This is a genomic window from Pseudomonas sp. BJP69 (genome assembly GCF_007633355.1).
GTDB classification, from domain to species: Bacteria; Pseudomonadota; Gammaproteobacteria; order Pseudomonadales; family Pseudomonadaceae; genus Aquipseudomonas; species Aquipseudomonas juntendi.
In genome coordinates, this window is sequence record NZ_CP041933.1 from 3,944,025 (window position 1) to 3,963,926 (window position 19,902).

Here is a 19,902-nt window from a genome sequence, read left to right on the forward strand (position 1 = left end):
CCGATGGCTGCCTCGCCGGCGTCAGACCAACCGGGACAGCATGTCCTTGGCTTCCTGGCGCTGAGTGTCGTCGCCGTCCTTGACCACCTCGTCGAGGATATCGCGTGCGCCCTGGCTGTCGCCCATGTCGATATAGGCGCGAGCCAGGTCCAGCTTGGTGGCCACTTCATCACTGCCGGAGAAGAAGTCGAAGTCGAGATCGTCCAGCGGCTCCGGCTCTGGCTGCGCGGCTGCATCTTCGCTGGTGAAGTGCGGTTCCAGCGAGGGCGCCTCCAGGCTCTGCGACAGCTTGTCCAGCTCGGCGTTCACGTCATCGAGTTCCGAGGCAAAGCTTTTGTCTGCCGGCGAGTCGTCTTCCAGCGACAGTGACAAGTCGAAGTCCGAGGGCAGATCGAACTCGGAGACCGGATCGAACTCTGGCACGCTGTCGAAGGCCGCCAGCTCGGCAGCCACATCGCCCGCGGCGGTGTCGGCTGCTGGCGCAGCAGCGGGGGTGACGGGTTCGGTGACATCGAGGTCGAAATCCGACAGGTCGACCGCGGGTTGCGGCTCGGCCTGGGCCAGCATGGCTTCGAAATCCGCATCGGCGTCGGCTTGCAGGTCCTCATCCAGGGCGAACGGCTGTTCTTCTGGCGGCGCACCTGGCTGCACCGGCTCGTCCAGCACCGGTTCGGCGATCACCAGCTCATCAGGCACTGGCGCCTGCGCCGCGGGCTCGTCGAGCATCGCCGCGGCCAGCGGATCGTCCTCGGGCAGGTCTTCCCCAAGGCCAAGGTCAAGGTCAAAGGCATGGTCCAGGTCCGGCTCGCCCAGCCCCTGATCCTCCAGGCCGGCGACGTCCAGGATAGGCACCTCATCGAGAGGGTCCAGCCCGGCATCAGGTTCAGCGCCAACCTCCGGCTCAGCCACTGCCTGCGGTTCAAGCGCTGGCACCTGCTCAGGCACCCCATCGGCAACCACCGGCGCCGCGGCGTCGTCGTGCAACAACTCCTGCACGTACTGCTCGTCCATTTCGGCAGCCAAAGCTGCCGCGCCCAGGCCGGCAGCTGCCAGGCCCAGCATGGCTGGGTAGCGTTCTTTCAACTCGGCCACAGCGGCGCCATTGTGCTCGCCGGCTTGCAGCTGGCGCTCCTGTTCGGCGAAGGCCGTCTGATCACCCTGGCGCGCATACACGTCCATCAGCTTCAGGCGCAGGTCATCACGGGCCGGGGCAGCGGCCACGGCAGGCTCCAGCAGATCGGCGGCACGGTTCAGGCGCCCCTCGTCCAGGCACTGGTCGACCTCCGCCAGCAGCACGGCGTGAGGGTCTGCCGATGGCTCTGCGGCAGCCGGTTCGGCCACTTTTTCCGCAGCCACGGCAGCGGCGGCCGATGCGGCGACCACTGCAGGCGACAAGGTGACGCTCGGCTCGGCCACTTCGACGCCGTCGAAGCTTTCGGTGTCGGTATCGAAACCGGTGCCCTGCTCTTCTTCCAGCGCCCGCGCCATGCGCAGGTGCTTTTCCGCCTCTTGTTGAGCCTTGCGCTTGCGCGCTAGCAACCACAACAGCAGAGCCAGGACAAGAATGGCAGACCCGGCGATCAGCCACAGCAGCCAAGGGTTACCGAGAATCTGCTCGAACGCGCCGTTCGCCTGGCTGGCCGGCGCCGGGGCAGGCTCTGCCGCCGGCTTGCTGGCAGGTGCAGCCTGGGTGGGGGCTGGCTCGCCGCTCGCCTCGGCACCTGCCGCAGGCGCTGACGCGGCTTGCGGTGCGGGCGCCGGGGCGACGCCTGCCGGGGACGGCGTGGCGGCACCCTGCGCCTGAAGACGCGCCAACTGGTCGTTTTTCAGGTCGATCAGACGCTGCAGCTTGTCCAGCTGGCTCTGCAGGTCACTCATGCGGCTCTTGAGTTCGTCGTTGTCGCGGCGGCTGGTATCGAGACTTTCCTGCGCCACCGCCAGCTTGTCGCTTAGCGCTTTGGCCTGGTCGGCCCCCGCCTGGTTGCCCGGGCTGACCAGGCGCAGGTTGTCGCCCTGGGCAACACGCGCCGGGGCGGCGTCGGCGGCACCACGGCGAGTGGCGTCCAGCTGACGGGCCCGCGGACCCAACCGACGGCCCTCACGCCAGGCCGCGTACTGCTCGGCCACCTCACGGTTGGCCTCGGCCTGGGCGATGCTCTGAACCTGCTGCTGGTCGGGCAGGCGCAGCACCTGGCCAACCTTCAGCTGGTTGATGTTATTGCCGATGAAGGCATCCGGGTTCAGGGCCTGGATGGCGATCATGGTCTGCTGGATCGAACCGCCCTGGGTGTTGCGCGCGGCAATTTGCCACAACGTGTCGCGACGCTGGGTGGTGTAGCTGCTGGCAGCGGTACTGGCCGGGTTGAGATTGCCAGCAGCCGGTTTGTCGCCCTGGGCCTGGGCCTGGTCGAGCAACACGCTGTAGTCACGCAGCAGGCGGCCCTGCGGCCACATCACCTGGACCAGGAACTTGACCACTGGCCCAGGCAGCGGCTGGCTGGAGGTCACCCGCAGCACGCTTTTGCCGTTGGGGTTGATGACCGGCGTGAAGGTGAGGTCTTCGAGGTAGGCCGCGAATGGCACCCCGGCCTTGCTGAACTCTTGCGCAGGCGCCAGGCTGGGTGCCACTTCGGCGGCCTTGAGGTCGCGCACGTCGAGCAATTCGATCTCGGCGTCCAGCGGCTGATTCTGTGCCGACTTCAGGGTCAGCTCCCCCAGGCCCAGCGCATTCGCCATGCCAGACGACAGCGCTGAAGCTGCAGCCATGGCCAGAACCAGTTTGCGAATTCGAAGCATGACCTCTTCCCTTGTATGAATCGTCCCGAAACCTGCATGCGGAGCAGGACAAAAGTGCTCGCCAGTATCTTTTACAGCCTGTGTTTAATCAACAATTGCGCCACTTGCACAGCGTTGAGCGCGGCACCTTTGCGCACGTTGTCGGTGGTCAGCCAGAGGTTGAGCTGCTGCTGTTCATCAATACCGTGCCGTACACGACCAACATAGACCACGTCTTGCCCGACTGCGTCACCAACCGGGGTTGGATAGTTATCATTTTCCACCCGTTCGATACTGTCGGCAGCCTCCAGGGCCTGGTTGACCGCGGCCAGATCGACTGGGTGACGGCTTTGCACGGCCACACTGAAGCTATCGCCGAAAAACACCGGTACTTGAATGCAGCTCACGGAAATCTTCAGCTCAGGCAGGCCCAGCAGCACACGCAGCTCAGTGACCAGGCGGCGCTCCAACGCGGTATGGCCCTGATCGTCGGCGGCACCGACCTGGGCCAACAGGTTGAACGCTACCTGGCGGTCGAAGAAGCGTGGCTCCAGCGGCCGGGCATTGAGCAGTTCGGCAGTTTGCCTGGCCAGTTCGCTGACACCCTCGCGGCCTTGTGCCGAAACGGCCAGTGCGGCCATCACCTGGATACGCTCGATCTCCAGCAGGCCCTTGAGCGGCGCCAGGGCGACGGCCAAGGCGACAGCGGCCGAGCACGGGCTGACAATTCGCGCGGGCAGCGCCAGGCCGGCGATGCGCTCGGCGTTGGCCTCGGGCACCAGCGCCAGGGCCTCGTCCAGGTCACCGGACAGGTCGATCACCGTGCAACCGGCTTGCAGCGCCTTGCCGGCAAAGCTGCGGCTAACCGCAGCGCCAGTGGCGAAGAACGCCAGCTTGACCTGGCCGAAGTCGAAGCTGTCGACTTCGCGAACCTTCAGTTTCTTCCCGGCGAACATCACGCTGCTGCCGGCCGACTCCATGCTGGCCAGCAGGTGCAGGGTTGCCACGGGGAAATCCAGTTCTTCGAGGATCTGTACCAAGGCTTCACCGACGCTGCCGGTGGCGCCGACGACGGCGATGTCCAATGGGTGTGTCATGGTAGGGATCCTCTTGCAGAAAACGGCGGGGGCGGCACTTTACTCGGATTGCAGGGTTTTGTCTGTGACGGCTTCAGCTTGGTTGGGCCAGCTGCGGTAGCAGACTGCTTGGCGGGGCCAGCGGTGGTTCGCGGAGGCTGCAGCAGCTGGCGCCAAACAAAAAACCCGTGCTGTTGCCAGCACGGGTTTTCGGACGAACCAGAACGATCAACGCTCCAGCAGAATCCGCAGCATGCGGCGCAGCGGCTCGGCAGCGCCCCACAGCAGCTGGTCACCCACGGTGAAAGCGCCCAGGTACTGCGAGCCCATGTTCAGCTTGCGCAGGCGGCCAACCGGAATGTTCAGGGTGCCGGTGACCTTGGTCGGCGACAACTCCTGCATGCTGATTTCACGCTGGTTAGGCACCAGTTTCACCCAAGGGTTGTGCTGGCTGATCATGCCTTCGATATCGGCAATCGGCACATCCTTGTTCAGCTTGATGGTCAACGCCTGGCTGTGGCAACGCATGGCGCCGATGCGCACGCAGATACCATCGACCGGGATCGGGCTCTTGAAGCGGCCGAGGATCTTGTTGGTCTCGGCCTGGGCCTTCCACTCTTCACGGCTTTGGCCGTTCGGCAGTTCCTTGTCGATCCACGGGATCAGGCTGCCAGCCAGCGGTACGCCGAAGTTCTCGGTCGGGAACGCTTCGCTGCGCATGGCCTCGGCGACCTTGCGGTCGATGTCGAGAATGGCGCTGGCCGGGTTGGCCAGGTCGTCGGCGACGGCCGCGTGGGTAGCACCCATCTGCTTGATCAGCTCACGCATGTTCTGTGCGCCAGCGCCCGAGGCTGCCTGGTAGGTCATGGCGCTCATCCACTCGACCAGGCCAGCTTCGAACAGGCCACCCAGGCCCATCAGCATCAGGCTGACAGTGCAGTTGCCGCCGATGTAGTTCTTGGTACCGGCGTCCAGCTGCTGGTCGATGACCTTGCGGTTGACCGGGTCGAGGATGATGACCGCGTCGTCCTGCATGCGCAGGGACGAGGCGGCGTCGATCCAGTAACCCTGCCAGCCGGCTTCACGCAGCTTGGGGAAGACCTCGTTGGTGTAGTCGCCGCCCTGGCAGGTCAGGATAACGTCGAGGGTCTTGAGTTCTTCAATCGAATAAGCGTCCTTGAGCGGCGCTGTATCCTTGCCCACGTTCGGGCCTTGGCCACCCACGTTGGAGGTGGTGAAGAACACCGGCTCGATAAGGTCGAAGTCCTGCTCCTCCAGCATCCGCTGCATGAGCACGGAACCGACCATACCGCGCCAACCGATCAGACCTACACGTTTCATCGCAACTACACCTTTGCTAAAAGTGGGCCGCCACCAGGAATGTGGGGTGGCGGGCCAGAGAGATTACAGATTCCGCAGGGCTGCGACTACTGCGTCGCCCATTTCCTGCGTACCAACTTTGGTGCAGCCTTCCGAGAAGATGTCGCCCGTGCGCAGCCCCTGGTCCAGAACCAGGCTCACGGCCTTCTCGATCGCCTCGGCGGCGGCCGACTGATTGAAGCTGTAACGCAGCATCATCGACACCGACAGAATGGTCGCCAGTGGGTTGGCGATACCCAGGCCGGCGATGTCCGGGGCCGAGCCGTGGCAAGGCTCGTACATGCCCTTGTTGTCGGCATCCAGCGAGGCCGAAGGCAGCATGCCGATGGACCCGGTCAGCATGGAAGCTTCGTCCGACAGAATGTCACCAAACATGTTGTCGGTCACCATCACGTCGAACTGCTTGGGGGCGCGCACCAGTTGCATGGCGGCGTTGTCCACGTACATGTGGCTCAGTTCCACATCCGGGTAGTCCTTGGCCACGTCTTCGACCACTTCGCGCCACAGCTGGCTGGAAGCGAGCACGTTGGCCTTGTCCACCGAGCACAGTTTCTTGCCGCGCACGCGGGCCATGTCGAAACCGACACGGGCAATGCGGCGCACTTCGCTTTCGCTGTACGGCAGGGTGTCGTAGGCCTGGCGCTCGCCACCTTCCAGTTCACGCTGGCCGCGTGGGGCACCGAAGTAGATACCGCCGGTCAGCTCACGAACGATGAGAATGTCCAGGCCGGAAACGATCTCGGGCTTGAGCGAAGACGCGTCGGCCAGTTGCGGGTAGAGGATGGCCGGGCGCAGGTTGGCGAACAGGCCCAGTTGCGAACGGATTTTCAGCAGGCCGCGCTCCGGGCGGATATCACGCTCGATCTTGTCCCACTTCGGCCCGCCCACCGCGCCCAGCAAGACCGCGTCGGCCTTGCGCGCACGCTCCAGGGTTTCGTCGGCCAGGGGCACGCCGTGCTTGTCGATGGCAGCGCCACCGATCACATCGTGGGCCAGGCTGAAACCGAGCTGGAACTTGTCGTTGGCCAGCTCCAGCACCTTGACCGCTTCGGCCATGATTTCCGGCCCGATACCGTCACCTGGGAGAATCAGAATCTGCTTGCTCATGCTTTCCTCTATCCATTCACACGGCGTGGCCAAGCGGGCCCCACCGAAAAAAACTTATCGCTCTGCCCACAGCACCAGTACATCGCTGCTGAACGAGCCATCGCTGTCGATCTGATAATACTGCCGTACTTCTTCGCCCATGGCTTGCTGCAATTGGCGGATAGCCACGCGCATCGGCTCGGGGGTACGCATGCGCTCGACCCAGCTGGAAAACTCCAGGCGCAGCGGCTGGCGGGTGTGGCTGCGCACGTGCAAACCGGCTTCGCTAACCTGGCGCTGCCATTCGGCGGCGGAATAATCGCGCACGTGGCTGGTGTCGCGCAGCACTTCGACCGTTTGCAGGTAGGTGTCGAGCAGCGGGCTGCCCGGTGACATCACATCGATGAACGCCGCCACGCCGCCTGGCTTGAGCACCCGGCGCACTTCGCGCAAGGCCAGGCCCAGGTCGCTCCAGTGGTGGGCCGAGTAGCGGCTGAAAACGAAATCGAACGATGCATCGGCGAACGGCAGGCGTTCGGCCGCGCCGCGTTCGGTGATGATATTGCCCAGGCCGCGCTCGGCAGCGGCGCTGGCGACCACATCGAGCATGGCCTGCGACAGGTCGTAGGCGACCACTTCGGCGACCAGCGGCGCAACGTGGAAGCTGACATGCCCGGCACCGCAGCCCAGGTCCAGCACACGGGCGGCGCCCTGCCCTGCCAGTTCGGCCTGGAGCAAGGCAAATTCACTGCCCTGGGCGTGTACGGCGCTGCTGAGGTAGGCACTGGCTTGTTCGCCGAACTGGCGTTGGACCACGTCGGTGTGTTGGCTGCTGGTCATGTCTCGATCCTTTTGGTTCTGGGTTGGCTTGCCGGCGATGAGGCCAGCGAACCCGGCTACATCATTCAGGCATCCCGGAACAGCCAAGGCTGCGCAGCACGGTGCTTGCCCTCGAAGGCCTTGATCGCATCGCTGTCCTGCAGGGTCAGGCCGATATCGTCCAGGCCGTTGAGCAGGCAGTGCTTGCGGAAGGCATCGATCTCGAAGTGCAGCACCTTGCCGTCTGGGCGGGTCACCGCCTGGGCCTGCAAGTCGATGGTCAGCTGGTAGCCCGGGTTGGCTTCCACCTGCTTGAACAACTCGTCCACTTCCTCATCGCTGAGGATGATTGGCAGCAAGCCGTTCTTGAAGCTGTTGTTGAAGAAGATGTCAGCGAAGCTCGGCGCAATGATGCTGCGGAAGCCATACTCGTCCAGCGCCCAGGGGGCGTGCTCGCGGCTGGAGCCGCAACCGAAGTTTTCCCGCGCCAGCAACACACTGGCACCCTGGTAGCGTGGGTAGTTGAGCACGAACTCCTGGTTGACCGGGCGCTTGCTGTTGTCCTGGTAAGGCTGGCCCACGTCCAGGTAACGCCACTCGTCGAACAGGTTCGGACCAAAGCCGGTGCGCTTGATCGACTTGAGGAACTGCTTGGGGATGATCTGGTCGGTGTCGACGTTGGCACGGTCCAACGGCGCGACGAGGCCAGTGTGCTGGGTAAAGGCTTTCATGCTGCGCTCCCTTGGATCAACTCGCGAACATCGATGAAATGACCGGCTACCGCGGCAGCGGCGGCCATGGCCGGGCTGACCAGGTGGGTACGCCCACCGGCACCCTGACGGCCTTCGAAGTTGCGGTTGGAGGTGGACGCGCAATGCTCGCCGCTCTCCAGGCGGTCCGGGTTCATCGCCAGGCACATCGAGCAGCCTGGTTCACGCCATTCGAAACCGGCTTCGAGGAAGATCTTGTCCAGGCCTTCACGTTCGGCCTGCGCTTTGACCAGGCCCGAACCCGGCACGACGATGGCTTGCTTGACGCTGGCGGCCACCTTGCGGCCCTTGGCGATTTCCGCCGCCGCGCGCAGGTCTTCGATGCGCGAGTTGGTGCACGAGCCGATGAATACGCGGTCCAGCTTGATGTCGGTGATGGCCTGGTTGGCCGTCAGCCCCATGTACTTCAAGGCACGCTCGATCGAGCCACGCTTGACCAGGTCGGCTTCGGCGGCCGGGTCCGGTACGCGCTGGTCGACGGCCAGGACCATCTCGGGCGAAGTGCCCCAGCTGACCTGCGGCTTGATCTGGCTGGCATCCAGCTCGACCACGGTGTCGAACACCGCATCGTCATCCGACACCAGGTCTTTCCACGCCTCGACCGCCTGCTTCCACTGCTCGCCCTTCGGCGCGTAGGGGCGCCCTTCGACGTAGGCAACGGTAGTGGCGTCGGTGGCCACCAGGCCCACGCGGGCACCGGCTTCGATGGACATGTTGCAGATGGTCATGCGGCCTTCCATCGACAGCGCACGAATGGCGCTGCCGGCGAATTCCATGGCGTGGCCGTTGCCACCGGCGGTGCCGATCTTGCCGATCACGGCCAGGACGATGTCCTTGGCGGTGACGCCGGCCGGCAGCTCGCCTTCCACCCGGACCAGCATGTTCTTCATTTTCTTGGCGACCAGGCACTGGGTGGCGAGCACGTGCTCGACCTCGGAGGTGCCGATACCGTGGGCAAGGGCCCCGAACGCGCCGTGGGTCGAGGTGTGCGAGTCGCCGCAGACCACGGTCATGCCCGGCAAGGTGGCGCCTTGCTCCGGGCTGATGACGTGGACGATGCCCTGGCGCTCGTCGTTCATCTTGAATTCGACGATGCCGTATTCGTCGCAGTTCTCGTCGAGGGTCTGCACCTGCAGGCGCGACACCTGGTCGACGATGGCCTCGATGCCGCCCTTGCGCTCTGGCGTGGTTGGCACGTTGTGATCCGGCGTCGCGATGTTGGCGTCGATGCGCCACGGTTTGCGGTTGGCCAGGCGCAGGCCTTCGAAGGCCTGGGGCGATGTCACTTCGTGGATGATGTGGCGATCGATGTAGATCAGGGACGAGCCGTCATCACGGCGCTTGACCTCATGGGCTTCCCAGAGTTTGTCGTAGAGCGTTTTGCCAGCCATCAGACTGTTCCTCATCAGCGTCTTTCTGTGCCAAAAACCCCTTGGCTTGTATGGACGATGCTATGGGGTTAGATTGAATAACTCAAATTCATAATTTTTATGCTTTGGATAGCCAAAAGGAATACCAAACCATGGACCTGGCCAACCTTAGTGCCTTTATCGCCATTGCGGAAAGCGGCAGCTTTTCCGGGGCAGCGGAGCGCCTGTTCCTGACCCAGCCCGCCATCAGCAAGCGCATCGCGGGCCTGGAGCAGCAGCTGGACGTACGCCTGTTCGACCGTTTGGGGCGCGAAGTGACGTTGACCGAGGCCGGGCGGGCACTGCTGCCCCGCGCTTACCAGATCCTCAACGTCCTTGATGATACCCGACGGGCGCTGACCAACCTGAACGGGGCAGTGAGTGGTCGGCTGACCCTGGCCACCAGCCACCATATCGGTCTGCACCGCCTGCCCCCGCTTTTACGGGCGTTCACCCGCGAATACCCAGCGGTAGCACTGGATATTCAGTTCATGGATTCAGAACAGGCCTACGACGAGATTCTGCATGGCCGCGCCGAAATTGCCGTGATCACCCTGGCGCCCGAACCGCACCACCTGGTCAAGGCGGTACCAGTATGGGACGACGCCCTGGATTTCGTCGCGGCGCCCGAGCACCCGCTGGCCAACAACCAGGCAGTGAGCCTGGCCGATGTCGCCCGCCACCCGGCGGTGTTCCCCGGTGGCAACACGTTTACCCACCATATCGTCCAGCGCCTGTTCGAAAGCCAGGGCCTGACGCCGAACATCGCCATGAGCACCAACTACCTGGAAACCATCAAGATGATGGTATCGATCGGCCTGGCCTGGAGCGTGCTGCCGCGCACCATGCTCGATGAACAGGTTGCACCCATCGCCTTGCCCGGCATACAGCTGTCGCGCCAGCTAGGCTACATTTTGCACACGGAGCGTACGCTGTCGAACGCGGCCAGGGCGTTCATGGCGTTGCTCGACAGCCACGCGGGGTCCGCCTGACCGGCCGTCAGCCCGGCATTTCCAACTCCAAGGACGCGTCTTACGCCAAAGGTCTGGTACCGATGCCCAAAACAGTGAACCGCTTTTTGCGCCTGCCGCGAATACCTGCGGCCGACCCGCAGGAATCCGAGCAGGCCTGGCAGAACGCCCCACAACTGCTGGCCGCGCTCAACGGCGCTCGCCTGGGTGCCTGGCTATGGGATATCGAAAGCGGCCGGGTCAGCTGGTCACGCGGCACCCAGGCGCTGTTCGGCTTCGACCCCCAGCGCCCGCTGCCCGCCGATGCCGACTACCTCGACCTGCTGCCCGAAGAGGACCGCGCCCGTACCCGCCAGGTGTTCCAGGCGATTTTCAACGGCGAGCCGGTGGAGCGCGCCATGCGCCACCGCATCCGCTGGCCGGACGGCAGCCTGCACTGGCTGGAGATCAACGGCAGCCTGACCCACGACCAGCATGGCCGGCCACAGATGATCGGGGTGGTGCGTGAAATCACCCGCCAGCGCGAGCGGGAAGCGGCATTGATCAACTCGGAGAAGCGCTTCGCCACGCTGTTCCACCTCAGCCCCAACGCCATTTTGCTCTCCCGCCGCCACGACGGCATGATCTTCGAGGTCAACCAGCATTTCGAAGACATGTTCGGCTGGCCTGGCAGCCAGGTCATCGGCAAGACCAGCCTGGAGCTGGGCCTGTGGGTCAACCCCGAGCAGCGTCAGCAGGTGATCGAATCGACCCGTGCCAACGGCGACCCGCAGATCATGGAGGTCCAGTTCCGGGCCATCAGCGGCAAGGTGCACGACGGCATTCTCTGCACCCAGGGCATCGAACTGGAAGGCGTGACCTTCCTGATCAGCACCTTCGTCGATACCAGCGAGCGCAAGCGCGCCGAGCAGGCCCTGAAAGACAGCCAGGAGCGCCTGGACCTGGCCCTGGACTCGGCGCAGCTGGGCACCTGGGACTGGCATATCCCCAGCGGCATGCTCTATGGCTCGGCCCGCGCCGCGCAGTTGCACGGCCTGCCGCCGATTCCTTTCCACGAGTCGTTCGACGCCTTCTTCGAGGGTGTACCGGAACAAGAGCGCAACTCGATGCGCCAGGCCTACCGAAGCCTGCGCGAAGGCCCTGCCGGCAACTACCAGATCACCTACCGGGTGCAGCTGGAAAACGGCGTTTCGCGCTACATCGAGAGCCGCGCCCGGCTTTACCGGGACGACCAGGGCAACCCGCTGCGCATGGCCGGCACGTTGCTCGACATTACCGACCAGGTCGAACGCGAGCAGCGCCTGAGCGCCTCCGAGGAGAAGTTCGCCAGCCTGTTCCAGGTCAGCCCCGACCCCATCTGCGTTACCCGCCAGGACACTGGCCAGTTCATCGAGATCAACCCGGCCTTCACCCAGAACTTCGGCTGGAGCAGCGAGCAAGTGCTTGGCCGCACTGCCGAGGAGATCGGCTTGTGGGCCGAATCCATCGAGCGTGCGCAACGCATCGAACGGGTAATTCGCGAACAGGCGCTGAGCAATGTCGCCGTGGTCGTCAACCACCGCAGTGGGGCGCCCCTGACGTGCGTGATCTCCAGCCGCCTGATTACTGTCGACGACCAGCCCTGCAGCGTGACCACCCTGCGCGACATCACCCAACAGCAACGCGCCGAAGCGGCCCTGAAATCCAGCGAGGAAAAGTTCGCCAAGGCCTTCCACTCCAGCCCTGACGCCATCACCATCACCGAATGCAACAGTGGCCGTTACCTGGAAATCAACGATGGCTTCTGCCGCCTGACCGGCTATAGCGCTGCGGAAGTAGTGGGCCAGACGGTGTACGAAATCGGCATCTGGGCCGATGACAAGCAACGCGGCGCCTTGCTCGCCGAGCTACGCGAGCGCGGCCGGGTTCATCACCGCGAGATGCTCGGGCGCAACAAGCGCGGCGATATCCTGACCGTGGAGGTGTCGGTCGAGCGGATCACCCTCAATGAAGTGGACTGCCTGTTGCTGACCGCCCGCGACGTCAGCCAGCTGAAGAACGCCCAGGCGCAGATCCGGCACCTGGCCTACCACGACCCGCTGACCAACCTGCCCAACCGCGCCCTGCTGATGGACCGCCTCAGCCAGCAGATCGCCCTGCTCAAGCGCCACAACCTGCGCGGCGCGCTGCTGTTCCTCGACCTTGACCACTTCAAGCACATCAACGACTCGCTGGGCCACCCGGTGGGCGACGCGGTGCTGAAGATCATTACCGCGCGCCTGGAAGCCAGCGTGCGCCTGGAAGACACCGTAGCGCGCCTGGGCGGCGACGAGTTCGTGGTGCTGCTCAGTGGTCTGGAAGGCAGCCGAGAATTGGTGGAAGCACAAGTGCGCGAACTGGCCGACACCCTACGCGAGCTGCTGGCCGAGCCCATGTCGCTGGATGGCCAGCGCCTGCAGGTCACGCCAAGCATCGGCGTGGCGCTGATCCCCGACCATGGTGCCACCCCGGCCGACCTGCTCAAACGTGCCGATATCGCCCTGTACCGGGCCAAGGATTCCGGTCGCAACACTACCCAGCTGTTTCACACCACCATGCAAAAGGCCGCCAGCGAACGCCTGCGCATGGAGAACGACCTGCGCCTGGCCCTGGCCCGCGGCGAACTGGCGTTGCACTTCCAACCGCAGGTGGATGCCCGTGACAACCGCATCGTCGGTGCCGAGGTGCTGCTGCGCTGGCACCACCCGCAACTTGGCCAGCAGCCACCCGCGCAGTTCATCCAGGTACTGGAGGAAAGCGGGCTAATTCTGGAAGTGGGGAGCTGGATCCTGGACGAGGCCTGCGACGCCTGCGGGCGCATGCTGACGGACGGCCTGATCGACGCCGACGACTTCAGCCTGTGCGTGAACATCAGCCCGCGGCAGTTCCGCCAGGCCGACTTCGTGGGGCGGGTATTGCGCAGCCTCGACGACTACCGTCTGCCCCGCAAGATGCTGAAGCTGGAAATCACCGAGGGCATCGTCATCCAGAACCTGGAGGACACCATCAGCAAGATGCGCGAGCTCAAGCGCTATGGGGTGAGTTTCGCCATGGATGACTTCGGCACGGGCTACTCGTCGCTGACGTACCTGAAGCGCTTACCGGTCGATGCACTGAAGATCGACCAGAGCTTCGTGCGCGATGCGACGGTCGACCCGAACGATGCGGAAATCGTCCGTGCCATCGTCGCCATGGCCCGCAGCCTGGACCTGGCGGTGATTGCCGAAGGGGTAGAACTGACAGAGCAGCTGGAGTTTCTCGAGCAGCTGGGGTGCTACCTGTACCAGGGCTACCTGCATAGCCGGCCGTTGCCGTTGGCGGAGTTCCGGCAGATGCTGCTGGAAGCACCGGCGGATTACTGACTGGAACCCCGGTGTGGCCGCTTTCGCAGGGCCAGGCATAAAAAGGGCACCCGTAGGTCAATGCCAGTCAGTTAAGTCATTTGGGGCCGCTTTGCGACCCTTCGCGGGCACGCCCGCTCCCACATCTTGAGTTCAGCGCTAGACCTGTGGGAGCGGGCGTGCCCGCGAAGGGCTGCAAAGCAGCCCCAGTAACGCAGGCATTAACCCATAGATGCCCTTGTTTACAACGATCCCATCAATTCAGCGCTGGCTTGTCGCCGTTGATCGGGATGCGCTTGGCCTTGGCTTCTTCAGGCACGATGCGCAGCAGGTCGATGCTGAGCAGACCATTGGCCAGGCCGGCAGCCTTGACTTCAATGTGGTCGGCCAAGCGGAACGACAGCTTGAAGGCGCGCTGCGCGATACCCTGGTGCAGGTAGGTCACTTCAGCATCACCATTGTCACGCTTGCCACCGATAACGGTCAGGACACCCTTTTCGACCTGCAGGTCGAGGTCCTGCTCCTGGAAACCGGCTGCGGCAACCACGATACGGTATTGGTCATCGCCATGCTTTTCCACGTTGTAGGGCGGGTAGCTGCTACCAGCCTCATTACGGGCCGCGGATTCGAACAGGTCATTGAAGCGGTCGAAGCCAACGGAATGACGGAACAGTGGAGCAAGAGAGAAAGCGGTAGTCATGGTCATAAACTCCTGAGTATCAGCAAGTAAGTCATTGCGCGACCCGAATTCGGCATCGCGTACTCAAGAGATAGGGCCAAGACAAAGGCTTTCAAGGGGGTAAATTGAAAAAATCTGCTGGGGGGAAACGGGCCGATGGCCGTTCAGGCAACACAGGCCTCGGCCACCGCCTCACAGCCCAGCAACCGGCTGATCCGCGCACAATCATCCTCGCGGCGCAACTCGGCAAACAGCAGCACCGCCTCCGGGTAACTACGGGTCAGCATGGCCAGCCACTGCTTCAGTCGGCCAGGCGCATAACGCGGTGACAGCTTGGCCTGGGCCTGGCGCCAGAACTCGCGCAGCAGCGGCTGCAGGTCCTGCCAGCCCAGCGGCTGGTAATCACGCCCATCCCGCGCCGCGGCTATCTGCAGGCCAAGGTCAGGGCGCGAAACCAGCCCACGGCCAAGCATGATGTCCTCGGCACCACTGACCTCACGGCAACGCCGCCAGTCGTCCACGGTCCAGATCTCGCCATTGGCAAACACGGGCACCTTGACCACGTCCTGCACCCGCGCCACCCACTCCCAATGGGCGGGTGGCTTGTAGCCCTCGACCTTGGTCCGCGCATGCACCACGAGGTGCGCCGAGCCACCGTCAGCCAGCGCCATGGCACAATCCAGCGCGCCGGCCGGGCTATCGAAGCCCAGGCGCATCTTCGCGGTTACCGGGATATGCGCAGGCACCGCGCGGCGCACGGCATGCACGATGGCATGGAGCAACTCCGGCTCCTTGAGCAGCACGGCGCCACCGCGGGACTTGTTCACTGTCTTGGCCGGGCAGCCAAAGTTCAGGTCGATGACCGGCGCGCCCAGTTCACAGGCCAGTGCGGCGTTTTCCGCCAGGCATAGCGGGTCCGACCCCAGCAGTTGCACACGCATGGGCACCCCGGCAGCCGTCAGCGCCCCCTGGCGCAGCTCGGGCGCCAGCTTGTGGAACGAAGCCGGCGGCAACAGGCGGTCGCACACCCGAATGAACTCGGTGACGCACCAGTCTATGCCGCCCACACGGGTCAGCACGTCGCGCAGGATGTTGTCGACCAGCCCCTCCATGGGGGCCAGAGCAATTTGCATGTCGGGGTCTCGGCGGAAAAAGGCGGCAGTCTAACAAAAAAAACCGGCGTTTCAGGCACCGATCAGCGCCGGCCCGTAACCGTCGAGAAATTCTGCCGGCATGCGCCTGGGCTTGCCGCTGGAAAGCTCGATGCAGGCGAAGGTGGTCTGCGCTCGCAGCAGGGTCACACCGTCACGCGGGCGTTGGAGTTGGAAACGCCGGGTCATGCGCAGGCGCTGATCCCAGTCGATGATCCAGGTGGCCAGTTGCAATTCGTCGTCTTCGTAGGCGGCCGCCAGGTAATCGATTTCGTGGCGCACTACAGCCATTGCACGGTCCAGCCGGCGATACGCGGCAAGGTCCAGGCCCAGGCGCTGGGAGTGACGCCAGGCACAGCGCTCCAGCCAGGTGACGTAGACGGCATTGTTGGCGTGGCCGAGGCCATCGATGTCCTCGCTGCCGACGCGCAGGTCGATGACGAAGGGTGTTGGCAGGTCCCAACTCATGTTCGCTTCCTTGGCGCAAAAGCCGATTTAGCAGCGGCGAGCGGGACAATGTCCAGCGACATCGCCATGCTCCAGGGTCAATGCACCCTGCGCAGCCCGCAGAATGCGTTAGCCAGGCAAAAGCCATGGCCCTATTCCAGAGCAGGTATGACAGGGAAAACGGGGGAAGGGGAAAAACAAAAGGCTCATTCAATAATCGAATGAGCCTTCAAAGTCCCGCAAAACGCGGGTAGAAAAATTGGCGTCCCCTAGGGGACTCGAACCCCTGTTACCGCCGTGAAAGGGCGGTGTCCTAGGCCACTAGACGAAGGGGACATAACCTTCGCAAAGATTCATTTGCATGAACCCTGGCATAAATGGTGGAGCTAAGCGGGATCGAACCGCTGACCTCCTGCATGCCATGCAGGCGCTCTCCCAGCTGAGCTATAGCCCCGAAACAAAAGGCTCATCAATAATCGACGAGCCTTTTTAAGCCCTGCAAAACGCAGGAAAAGTGGCGTCCCCTAGGGGACTCGAACCCCTGTTACCGCCGTGAAAGGGCGGTGTCCTAGGCCACTAGACGAAGGGGACGTAACCTTCGCAAAGATTCACTCGCGTGAACCCTGGCAGAATTGGTGGAGCTAAGCGGGATCGAACCGCTGACCTCCTGCATGCCATGCAGGCGCTCTCCCAGCTGAGCTATAGCCCCGGATTTTTAGCCTCGCGGCCCAGCGACATCTACAACATCGCTTGTGCAAAACTGGCGTCCCCTAGGGGACTCGAACCCCTGTTACCGCCGTGAAAGGGCGGTGTCCTAGGCCACTAGACGAAGGGGACGAACCTTCTTACCTTCAAGACCCGGTTGCTGGACCCGGTCTTGCTTACCAGCCTGGGCTGTTAAGCGGAATTTGGTGGAGCTAAGCGGGATCGAACCGCTGACCTCCTGCATGCCATGCAGGCGCTCTCCCAGCTGAGCTATAGCCCCACAATGTCGCTTTGAACCGAACCGCTGGCTGGGTGCCTGGCGCTTCGTTTACGTTCATCGCTGTGGACGGGGCGCATATTAAGATCGGATTGGAGGGCTGTCAAACGAATTTTCAAAAATAACCAAAAATTTTTTCACAGATAACAATCACTTACCGCCCTGCCCCAGTTTTTGGGCTTCAGCTGGTCTTGTGGGAGCGGGCGTGCCCGCGAATGCGATCGTAGATCAAACACCGCATTCGCGGGCGCGCCCGCTCCCACAGGTTAGGTGTAATACTGAATCAGGCGATGGAAGCCAGCAGCTTTTCCCACTCTTTGTTTTCCTTCTTCGACACACCACCCAGCAGGTCCAGGGCCTGGCGCAGGCGGTAGCGGGTCAGGTCCGGGCCAAGGATTTCCATGGCGTCCAGCACCGACACCGAGCTGGCCTGGCCGGTGATGGCCGCGAACATCAGCGGCATGGCATCGCGCAGTTTCAGCTCCAGCGCCTCGACCACAGCCTGGATACAGCCGGTGATACGCTCTTTTTCCCACTGGCGCAGGCTTTCGAGCTTCCACAGGATCAGCTGGATGACCTGGCGCACCTGGTCGGCCGACAACTTCTTGCTTTCGAACAGTTTGGCGTCCAGCTTCAACGCGCCTTCGAAGAAGAAACCGCCCAGCGGGGCGACCTGACTGAAGGTTTCCACCCGGCCCTGCACATGCGGGGCGATCTTCATCATGTAATCGCTGTTGAACGCCCACTTCTGCAGGCGCGCCGCGAACTCCTCGACGGGCAGCTCGCGCAGCCACTGGCCGTTGAGCCAGGACAGCTTCTCGATATCGAAGATCGGGCCGCCCAGCGAGATGCGCGACAGGTCGAAGTGCTCGACCATCTCGGCCAGCGAGAACTTCTCGCGCTCGTCCGGCATCGACCAGCCCATGCGGCCCAGGTAGTTGAGCATGGCTTCGGGCATGAAGCCCATGCGCTCGTAGAAGGTGACCGAAGTCGGGTTCTTGCGCTTGGACAACTTGGACTTGTCGGGGTTACGCAGCAGCGGCATGTAGCACAGCTTGGGCTGCTCCCAGCCGAAATACTCGTACAGTTTGATCAGCTTGGGTGCCGATGGCAGCCATTCTTCGCCGCGCAGCACGTGGGTAATGCCCATCAGGTGGTCGTCCACCACGTTGGCCAGGAAGTACGTGGGCAGACCGTCGTTCTTCATCAGCACCTGCATGTCCATGCGATCCCACGGGATTTCGACATCGCCACGCAGCATGTCCGGCACCACGCACACGCCTTCGCTGGGCACCTTCATGCGGATCACGTGCGGTTCGCCAGCGGCCAGGCGGCGCTGCACTTCCTCGTCGCTCAGCAGCAAGGCACGGCCGTCATAGCGCGGGGTTTCGCCGCGGGCTTGCTGTTCGGCACGCATCTGTTCCAGCTCTTCGGCGGTGCAGAAGCAGTAGAAAGCGTGGCCGGCGTCGACCAGTTGCTTGGCGTACTGGGCGTAGATCTCGCCACGCTCGCTCTGCCGGTACGGGCCGTGCGGGCCGCCAACGTCCGGGCCTTCGTTCCATTCGATGCCGAGCCAGCGCAGGGCATCGAAGATCTGCTGCTCCGACTCGCGCGTGGAGCGCAACTGGTCGGTGTCTTCGATGCGCAGGATGAACTCACCGCCGTGCTGCTTGGCGAAGCAGTAGTTGAACAGGGCGATGTAGGCAGTGCCAACATGAGGGTCGCCGGTAGGCGATGGCGCGATACGCGTGCGTACGGTGGTCATGGAGAGTCTCGAACGAAAGATGAAACAAAGGCGGGATGTTAGCAGGTGGCGGGCACCGGGCTCCAGCAATGGCGCGAACGTCACTTGCCGAGTGGCCATCTGCCGCTGTTAAATTTATTTACATTTCTGCAACGACAATCCCCCATGCCTGCCCAACTCAAACGCCGCCTGGCGATATTCTTCACCCTGGTGGCCATCATTGCCCTGGCTTTCCTGGCCCATTGGTATTTCAAGGGGCGCTTCTACGAAAGCACCGACAACGCCTACGTACAGGGCGAGATCACCCGTGTCTCCAGCCAGTTGGGCGCGCGCATCGACAGCGTGCCGGTCGAAGACAACCAGCATGTCAACCAGGGCGACCTGCTGGTGCGCCTGGAGGCGGCTGATTTCGAGCTGGCCCTTGAGCGCGCCCGTGCGGCCCTGGCCACCCGCGAAGCCGAGTACGCCCAGGCGCAAAGCCGCCTTACCCAGCAAAGCAGCCTGATTGCCGCCGGCCAGGCCCAGGTGGCCGCCAACCAGGCCACGTTCGACCGCTCGCGGCTGGACCTGAGCCGCGCCGAGAAGCTGCGCAAGCCAGGGTTTGTGTCGGAAGAACGGGTCACCACGCTGTCGGCCGACAGCCATGTTGCCGGGTCGCAAGTGGACAAGGCCCGTGCCGACCTGCAAAGCCAGCGCCAGCAGGTCAGCGCACTGAATGCCGAGCTCAAGCGCCTCGATGCGCAGATCGCCAATGCCCGCGCCGACCTGGCCCAGGCCGAGTTGAACCTCACCCGCTGCGAGATCCGCGCGCCCATCAGCGGCACCATCGGCCAGCGCAGTGCCCGTAATGGCCAGGTGGTGCAGGCCGGTGCTTACTTGCTGTCGATCGTGCCTGACGAAGACATCTGGGTGCAGGCCAACTTCAAGGAAACCCAGATCGGCCATATGCAGCCAGGCCAGCGCGCCGAACTGCTGTTCGACAGCTACCCCGATACGCCGATCGAAGGCCGGGTCGACAGCCTGTTCGCAGCCTCGGGAGCGCAATTCAGCCTGCTCCCACCGGACAACGCCACCGGCAACTTCACCAAGGTGGTCCAGCGCATCCCGGTAAAACTCACCTTCCGCGCCGACAACCCTCTGCACGGGCGTATTCGCCCGGGCATGTCGGTCACTGCCACCGTGGACCTGCGCAACGAAGACGAAGGCCACGATGGCCGCTGAACAACTGCTGCGCCCAACGGGGGAACCCAGCCG

14 protein-coding genes and 6 tRNA genes are annotated in these 19,902 nt (G+C 63.5%); 3 read left to right on the forward strand and 17 right to left on the reverse strand.

Annotated features, from left to right (window positions below):
• Positions 1-21: 21 nt before the first annotated feature.
• From FPB55_RS18365 to leuC, 7 genes are all read right to left on the reverse strand, one after another.
• Positions 22-2,796 carry a FimV/HubP family polar landmark protein gene (locus tag FPB55_RS18365; protein ID WP_144188984.1) on the reverse strand — a complete coding sequence of 925 codons (2,775 nt, stop codon included), beginning with the start codon at positions 2,794-2,796 and terminating at the stop codon, positions 22-24.
• A 71-nt stretch (positions 2,797-2,867) separates the two neighbouring features.
• Complete coding sequence (locus tag FPB55_RS18370) at positions 2,868-3,872, reverse strand: aspartate-semialdehyde dehydrogenase (protein ID WP_009681660.1); 1,005 nt, start codon at positions 3,870-3,872, stop codon at positions 2,868-2,870.
• 207 nt (positions 3,873-4,079) lie between these two features.
• Positions 4,080-5,192: an aspartate-semialdehyde dehydrogenase gene (gene asd, locus FPB55_RS18375; protein WP_029887368.1), complete on the reverse strand. Its 1,113-nt coding sequence runs from the start codon at positions 5,190-5,192 to the stop codon at positions 4,080-4,082.
• A 63-nt stretch (positions 5,193-5,255) separates the two neighbouring features.
• Complete coding sequence (gene leuB, locus FPB55_RS18380) at positions 5,256-6,338, reverse strand: 3-isopropylmalate dehydrogenase (protein WP_009681662.1); 1,083 nt, start codon at positions 6,336-6,338, stop codon at positions 5,256-5,258.
• A gap of 54 nt (positions 6,339-6,392) precedes the next feature.
• Positions 6,393-7,157 (reverse strand): class I SAM-dependent methyltransferase, encoded by a 765-nt coding sequence (locus tag FPB55_RS18385; protein WP_009681663.1) that lies wholly within the window; start codon positions 7,155-7,157, stop codon positions 6,393-6,395.
• A gap of 65 nt (positions 7,158-7,222) precedes the next feature.
• Positions 7,223-7,867 (reverse strand): 3-isopropylmalate dehydratase small subunit, encoded by a 645-nt coding sequence (gene leuD, locus FPB55_RS18390; protein ID WP_009681664.1) that lies wholly within the window; start codon positions 7,865-7,867, stop codon positions 7,223-7,225.
• Complete coding sequence (leuC, locus tag FPB55_RS18395; protein ID WP_009681665.1) at positions 7,864-9,297, reverse strand: 3-isopropylmalate dehydratase large subunit; 1,434 nt, start codon at positions 9,295-9,297, stop codon at positions 7,864-7,866. The genes leuD and leuC overlap by 4 nt, the downstream gene beginning before the upstream one ends.
• 131 nt (positions 9,298-9,428) lie before the next feature.
• Here leuC and FPB55_RS18400 point away from each other — a divergent pair, with 131 nt between their 5' ends.
• Positions 9,429-10,307 carry a LysR family transcriptional regulator gene (locus FPB55_RS18400; protein ID WP_125855449.1) on the forward strand — a complete coding sequence of 293 codons (879 nt, stop codon included), beginning with the start codon at positions 9,429-9,431 and terminating at the stop codon, positions 10,305-10,307.
• A gap of 62 nt (positions 10,308-10,369) precedes the next feature.
• The gene (locus FPB55_RS18405) at positions 10,370-13,666 is read left to right on the forward strand and encodes a PAS domain S-box protein (protein WP_125855450.1); all 3,297 of its coding nucleotides are present in this window, start codon (positions 10,370-10,372) and stop codon (positions 13,664-13,666) included.
• 235 nt (positions 13,667-13,901) lie between these two features.
• Here FPB55_RS18405 and FPB55_RS18410 read toward each other — a convergent pair whose 3' ends face one another.
• From FPB55_RS18410 to gltX, 10 genes are all read right to left on the reverse strand, one after another.
• A complete protein-coding gene (locus FPB55_RS18410; protein WP_009685045.1) occupies positions 13,902-14,345 on the reverse strand; it encodes an Hsp20 family protein in 444 nt (147 codons plus the stop codon).
• Between the two features lie 143 nt (positions 14,346-14,488).
• Positions 14,489-15,457 (reverse strand): tRNA-dihydrouridine synthase, encoded by a 969-nt coding sequence (locus FPB55_RS18415; protein ID WP_009685046.1) that lies wholly within the window; start codon positions 15,455-15,457, stop codon positions 14,489-14,491.
• Positions 15,458-15,508: 51 nt separating this feature from the next.
• Positions 15,509-15,943, reverse strand: coding sequence for a thioesterase family protein (locus FPB55_RS18420; protein WP_009685047.1), 435 nt, complete (start codon positions 15,941-15,943; stop codon positions 15,509-15,511).
• A 239-nt stretch (positions 15,944-16,182) separates the two neighbouring features.
• Positions 16,183-16,258 (reverse strand) — tRNA-Glu (locus FPB55_RS18425).
• Between the two features lie 42 nt (positions 16,259-16,300).
• Positions 16,301-16,376 (reverse strand) — tRNA-Ala (locus tag FPB55_RS18430).
• Between the two features lie 61 nt (positions 16,377-16,437).
• A tRNA-Glu gene (locus FPB55_RS18435) sits at positions 16,438-16,513 on the reverse strand.
• A 42-nt stretch (positions 16,514-16,555) separates the two neighbouring features.
• Positions 16,556-16,631, reverse strand: a tRNA-Ala gene (locus FPB55_RS18440).
• A gap of 52 nt (positions 16,632-16,683) precedes the next feature.
• Positions 16,684-16,759 (reverse strand) — tRNA-Glu (locus FPB55_RS18445).
• Between the two features lie 72 nt (positions 16,760-16,831).
• Positions 16,832-16,907: transfer RNA gene (locus tag FPB55_RS18450), tRNA-Ala, on the reverse strand.
• 280 nt (positions 16,908-17,187) lie between these two features.
• Complete coding sequence (gltX, locus tag FPB55_RS18455) at positions 17,188-18,669, reverse strand: glutamate--tRNA ligase (protein ID WP_029887104.1); 1,482 nt, start codon at positions 18,667-18,669, stop codon at positions 17,188-17,190.
• A gap of 144 nt (positions 18,670-18,813) precedes the next feature.
• On the opposite strand from gltX, the gene FPB55_RS18460 reads away from it, so the two are divergent.
• Positions 18,814-19,869 carry an HlyD family secretion protein gene (locus FPB55_RS18460; protein ID WP_009685049.1) on the forward strand — a complete coding sequence of 352 codons (1,056 nt, stop codon included), beginning with the start codon at positions 18,814-18,816 and terminating at the stop codon, positions 19,867-19,869.
• The last annotated feature ends 33 nt before the right edge of the window (positions 19,870-19,902 follow it).

What these genes read in the sequence shown, in the direction of transcription:
- FPB55_RS18365 (WP_144188984.1), bottom strand. Translation starts at nt 2,796, where the DNA reads ATGCTTCGAATTCGCAAACTGGTTCTGGCCATGGCTGCAGCTTCAGCG.
- FPB55_RS18370 (WP_009681660.1), bottom strand. Translation starts at nt 3,872, where the DNA reads ATGACACACCCATTGGACATCGCCGTCGTCGGCGCCACCGGCAGCGTC.
- asd (WP_029887368.1), bottom strand. Translation starts at nt 5,192, where the DNA reads ATGAAACGTGTAGGTCTGATCGGTTGGCGCGGTATGGTCGGTTCCGTG.
- leuB (WP_009681662.1), bottom strand. Translation starts at nt 6,338, where the DNA reads ATGAGCAAGCAGATTCTGATTCTCCCAGGTGACGGTATCGGGCCGGAA.
- FPB55_RS18385 (WP_009681663.1), bottom strand. Translation starts at nt 7,157, where the DNA reads ATGACCAGCAGCCAACACACCGACGTGGTCCAACGCCAGTTCGGCGAA.
- leuD (WP_009681664.1), bottom strand. Translation starts at nt 7,867, where the DNA reads ATGAAAGCCTTTACCCAGCACACTGGCCTCGTCGCGCCGTTGGACCGT.
- leuC (WP_009681665.1), bottom strand. Translation starts at nt 9,297, where the DNA reads ATGGCTGGCAAAACGCTCTACGACAAACTCTGGGAAGCCCATGAGGTC.
- FPB55_RS18400 (WP_125855449.1), top strand. Translation starts at nt 9,429, where the DNA reads ATGGACCTGGCCAACCTTAGTGCCTTTATCGCCATTGCGGAAAGCGGC.
- FPB55_RS18405 (WP_125855450.1), top strand. Translation starts at nt 10,370, where the DNA reads ATGCCCAAAACAGTGAACCGCTTTTTGCGCCTGCCGCGAATACCTGCG.
- FPB55_RS18410 (WP_009685045.1), bottom strand. Translation starts at nt 14,345, where the DNA reads ATGACTACCGCTTTCTCTCTTGCTCCACTGTTCCGTCATTCCGTTGGC.
- FPB55_RS18415 (WP_009685046.1), bottom strand. Translation starts at nt 15,457, where the DNA reads ATGCAAATTGCTCTGGCCCCCATGGAGGGGCTGGTCGACAACATCCTG.
- FPB55_RS18420 (WP_009685047.1), bottom strand. Translation starts at nt 15,943, where the DNA reads ATGAGTTGGGACCTGCCAACACCCTTCGTCATCGACCTGCGCGTCGGC.
- gltX (WP_029887104.1), bottom strand. Translation starts at nt 18,669, where the DNA reads ATGACCACCGTACGCACGCGTATCGCGCCATCGCCTACCGGCGACCCT.
- FPB55_RS18460 (WP_009685049.1), top strand. Translation starts at nt 18,814, where the DNA reads ATGCCTGCCCAACTCAAACGCCGCCTGGCGATATTCTTCACCCTGGTG.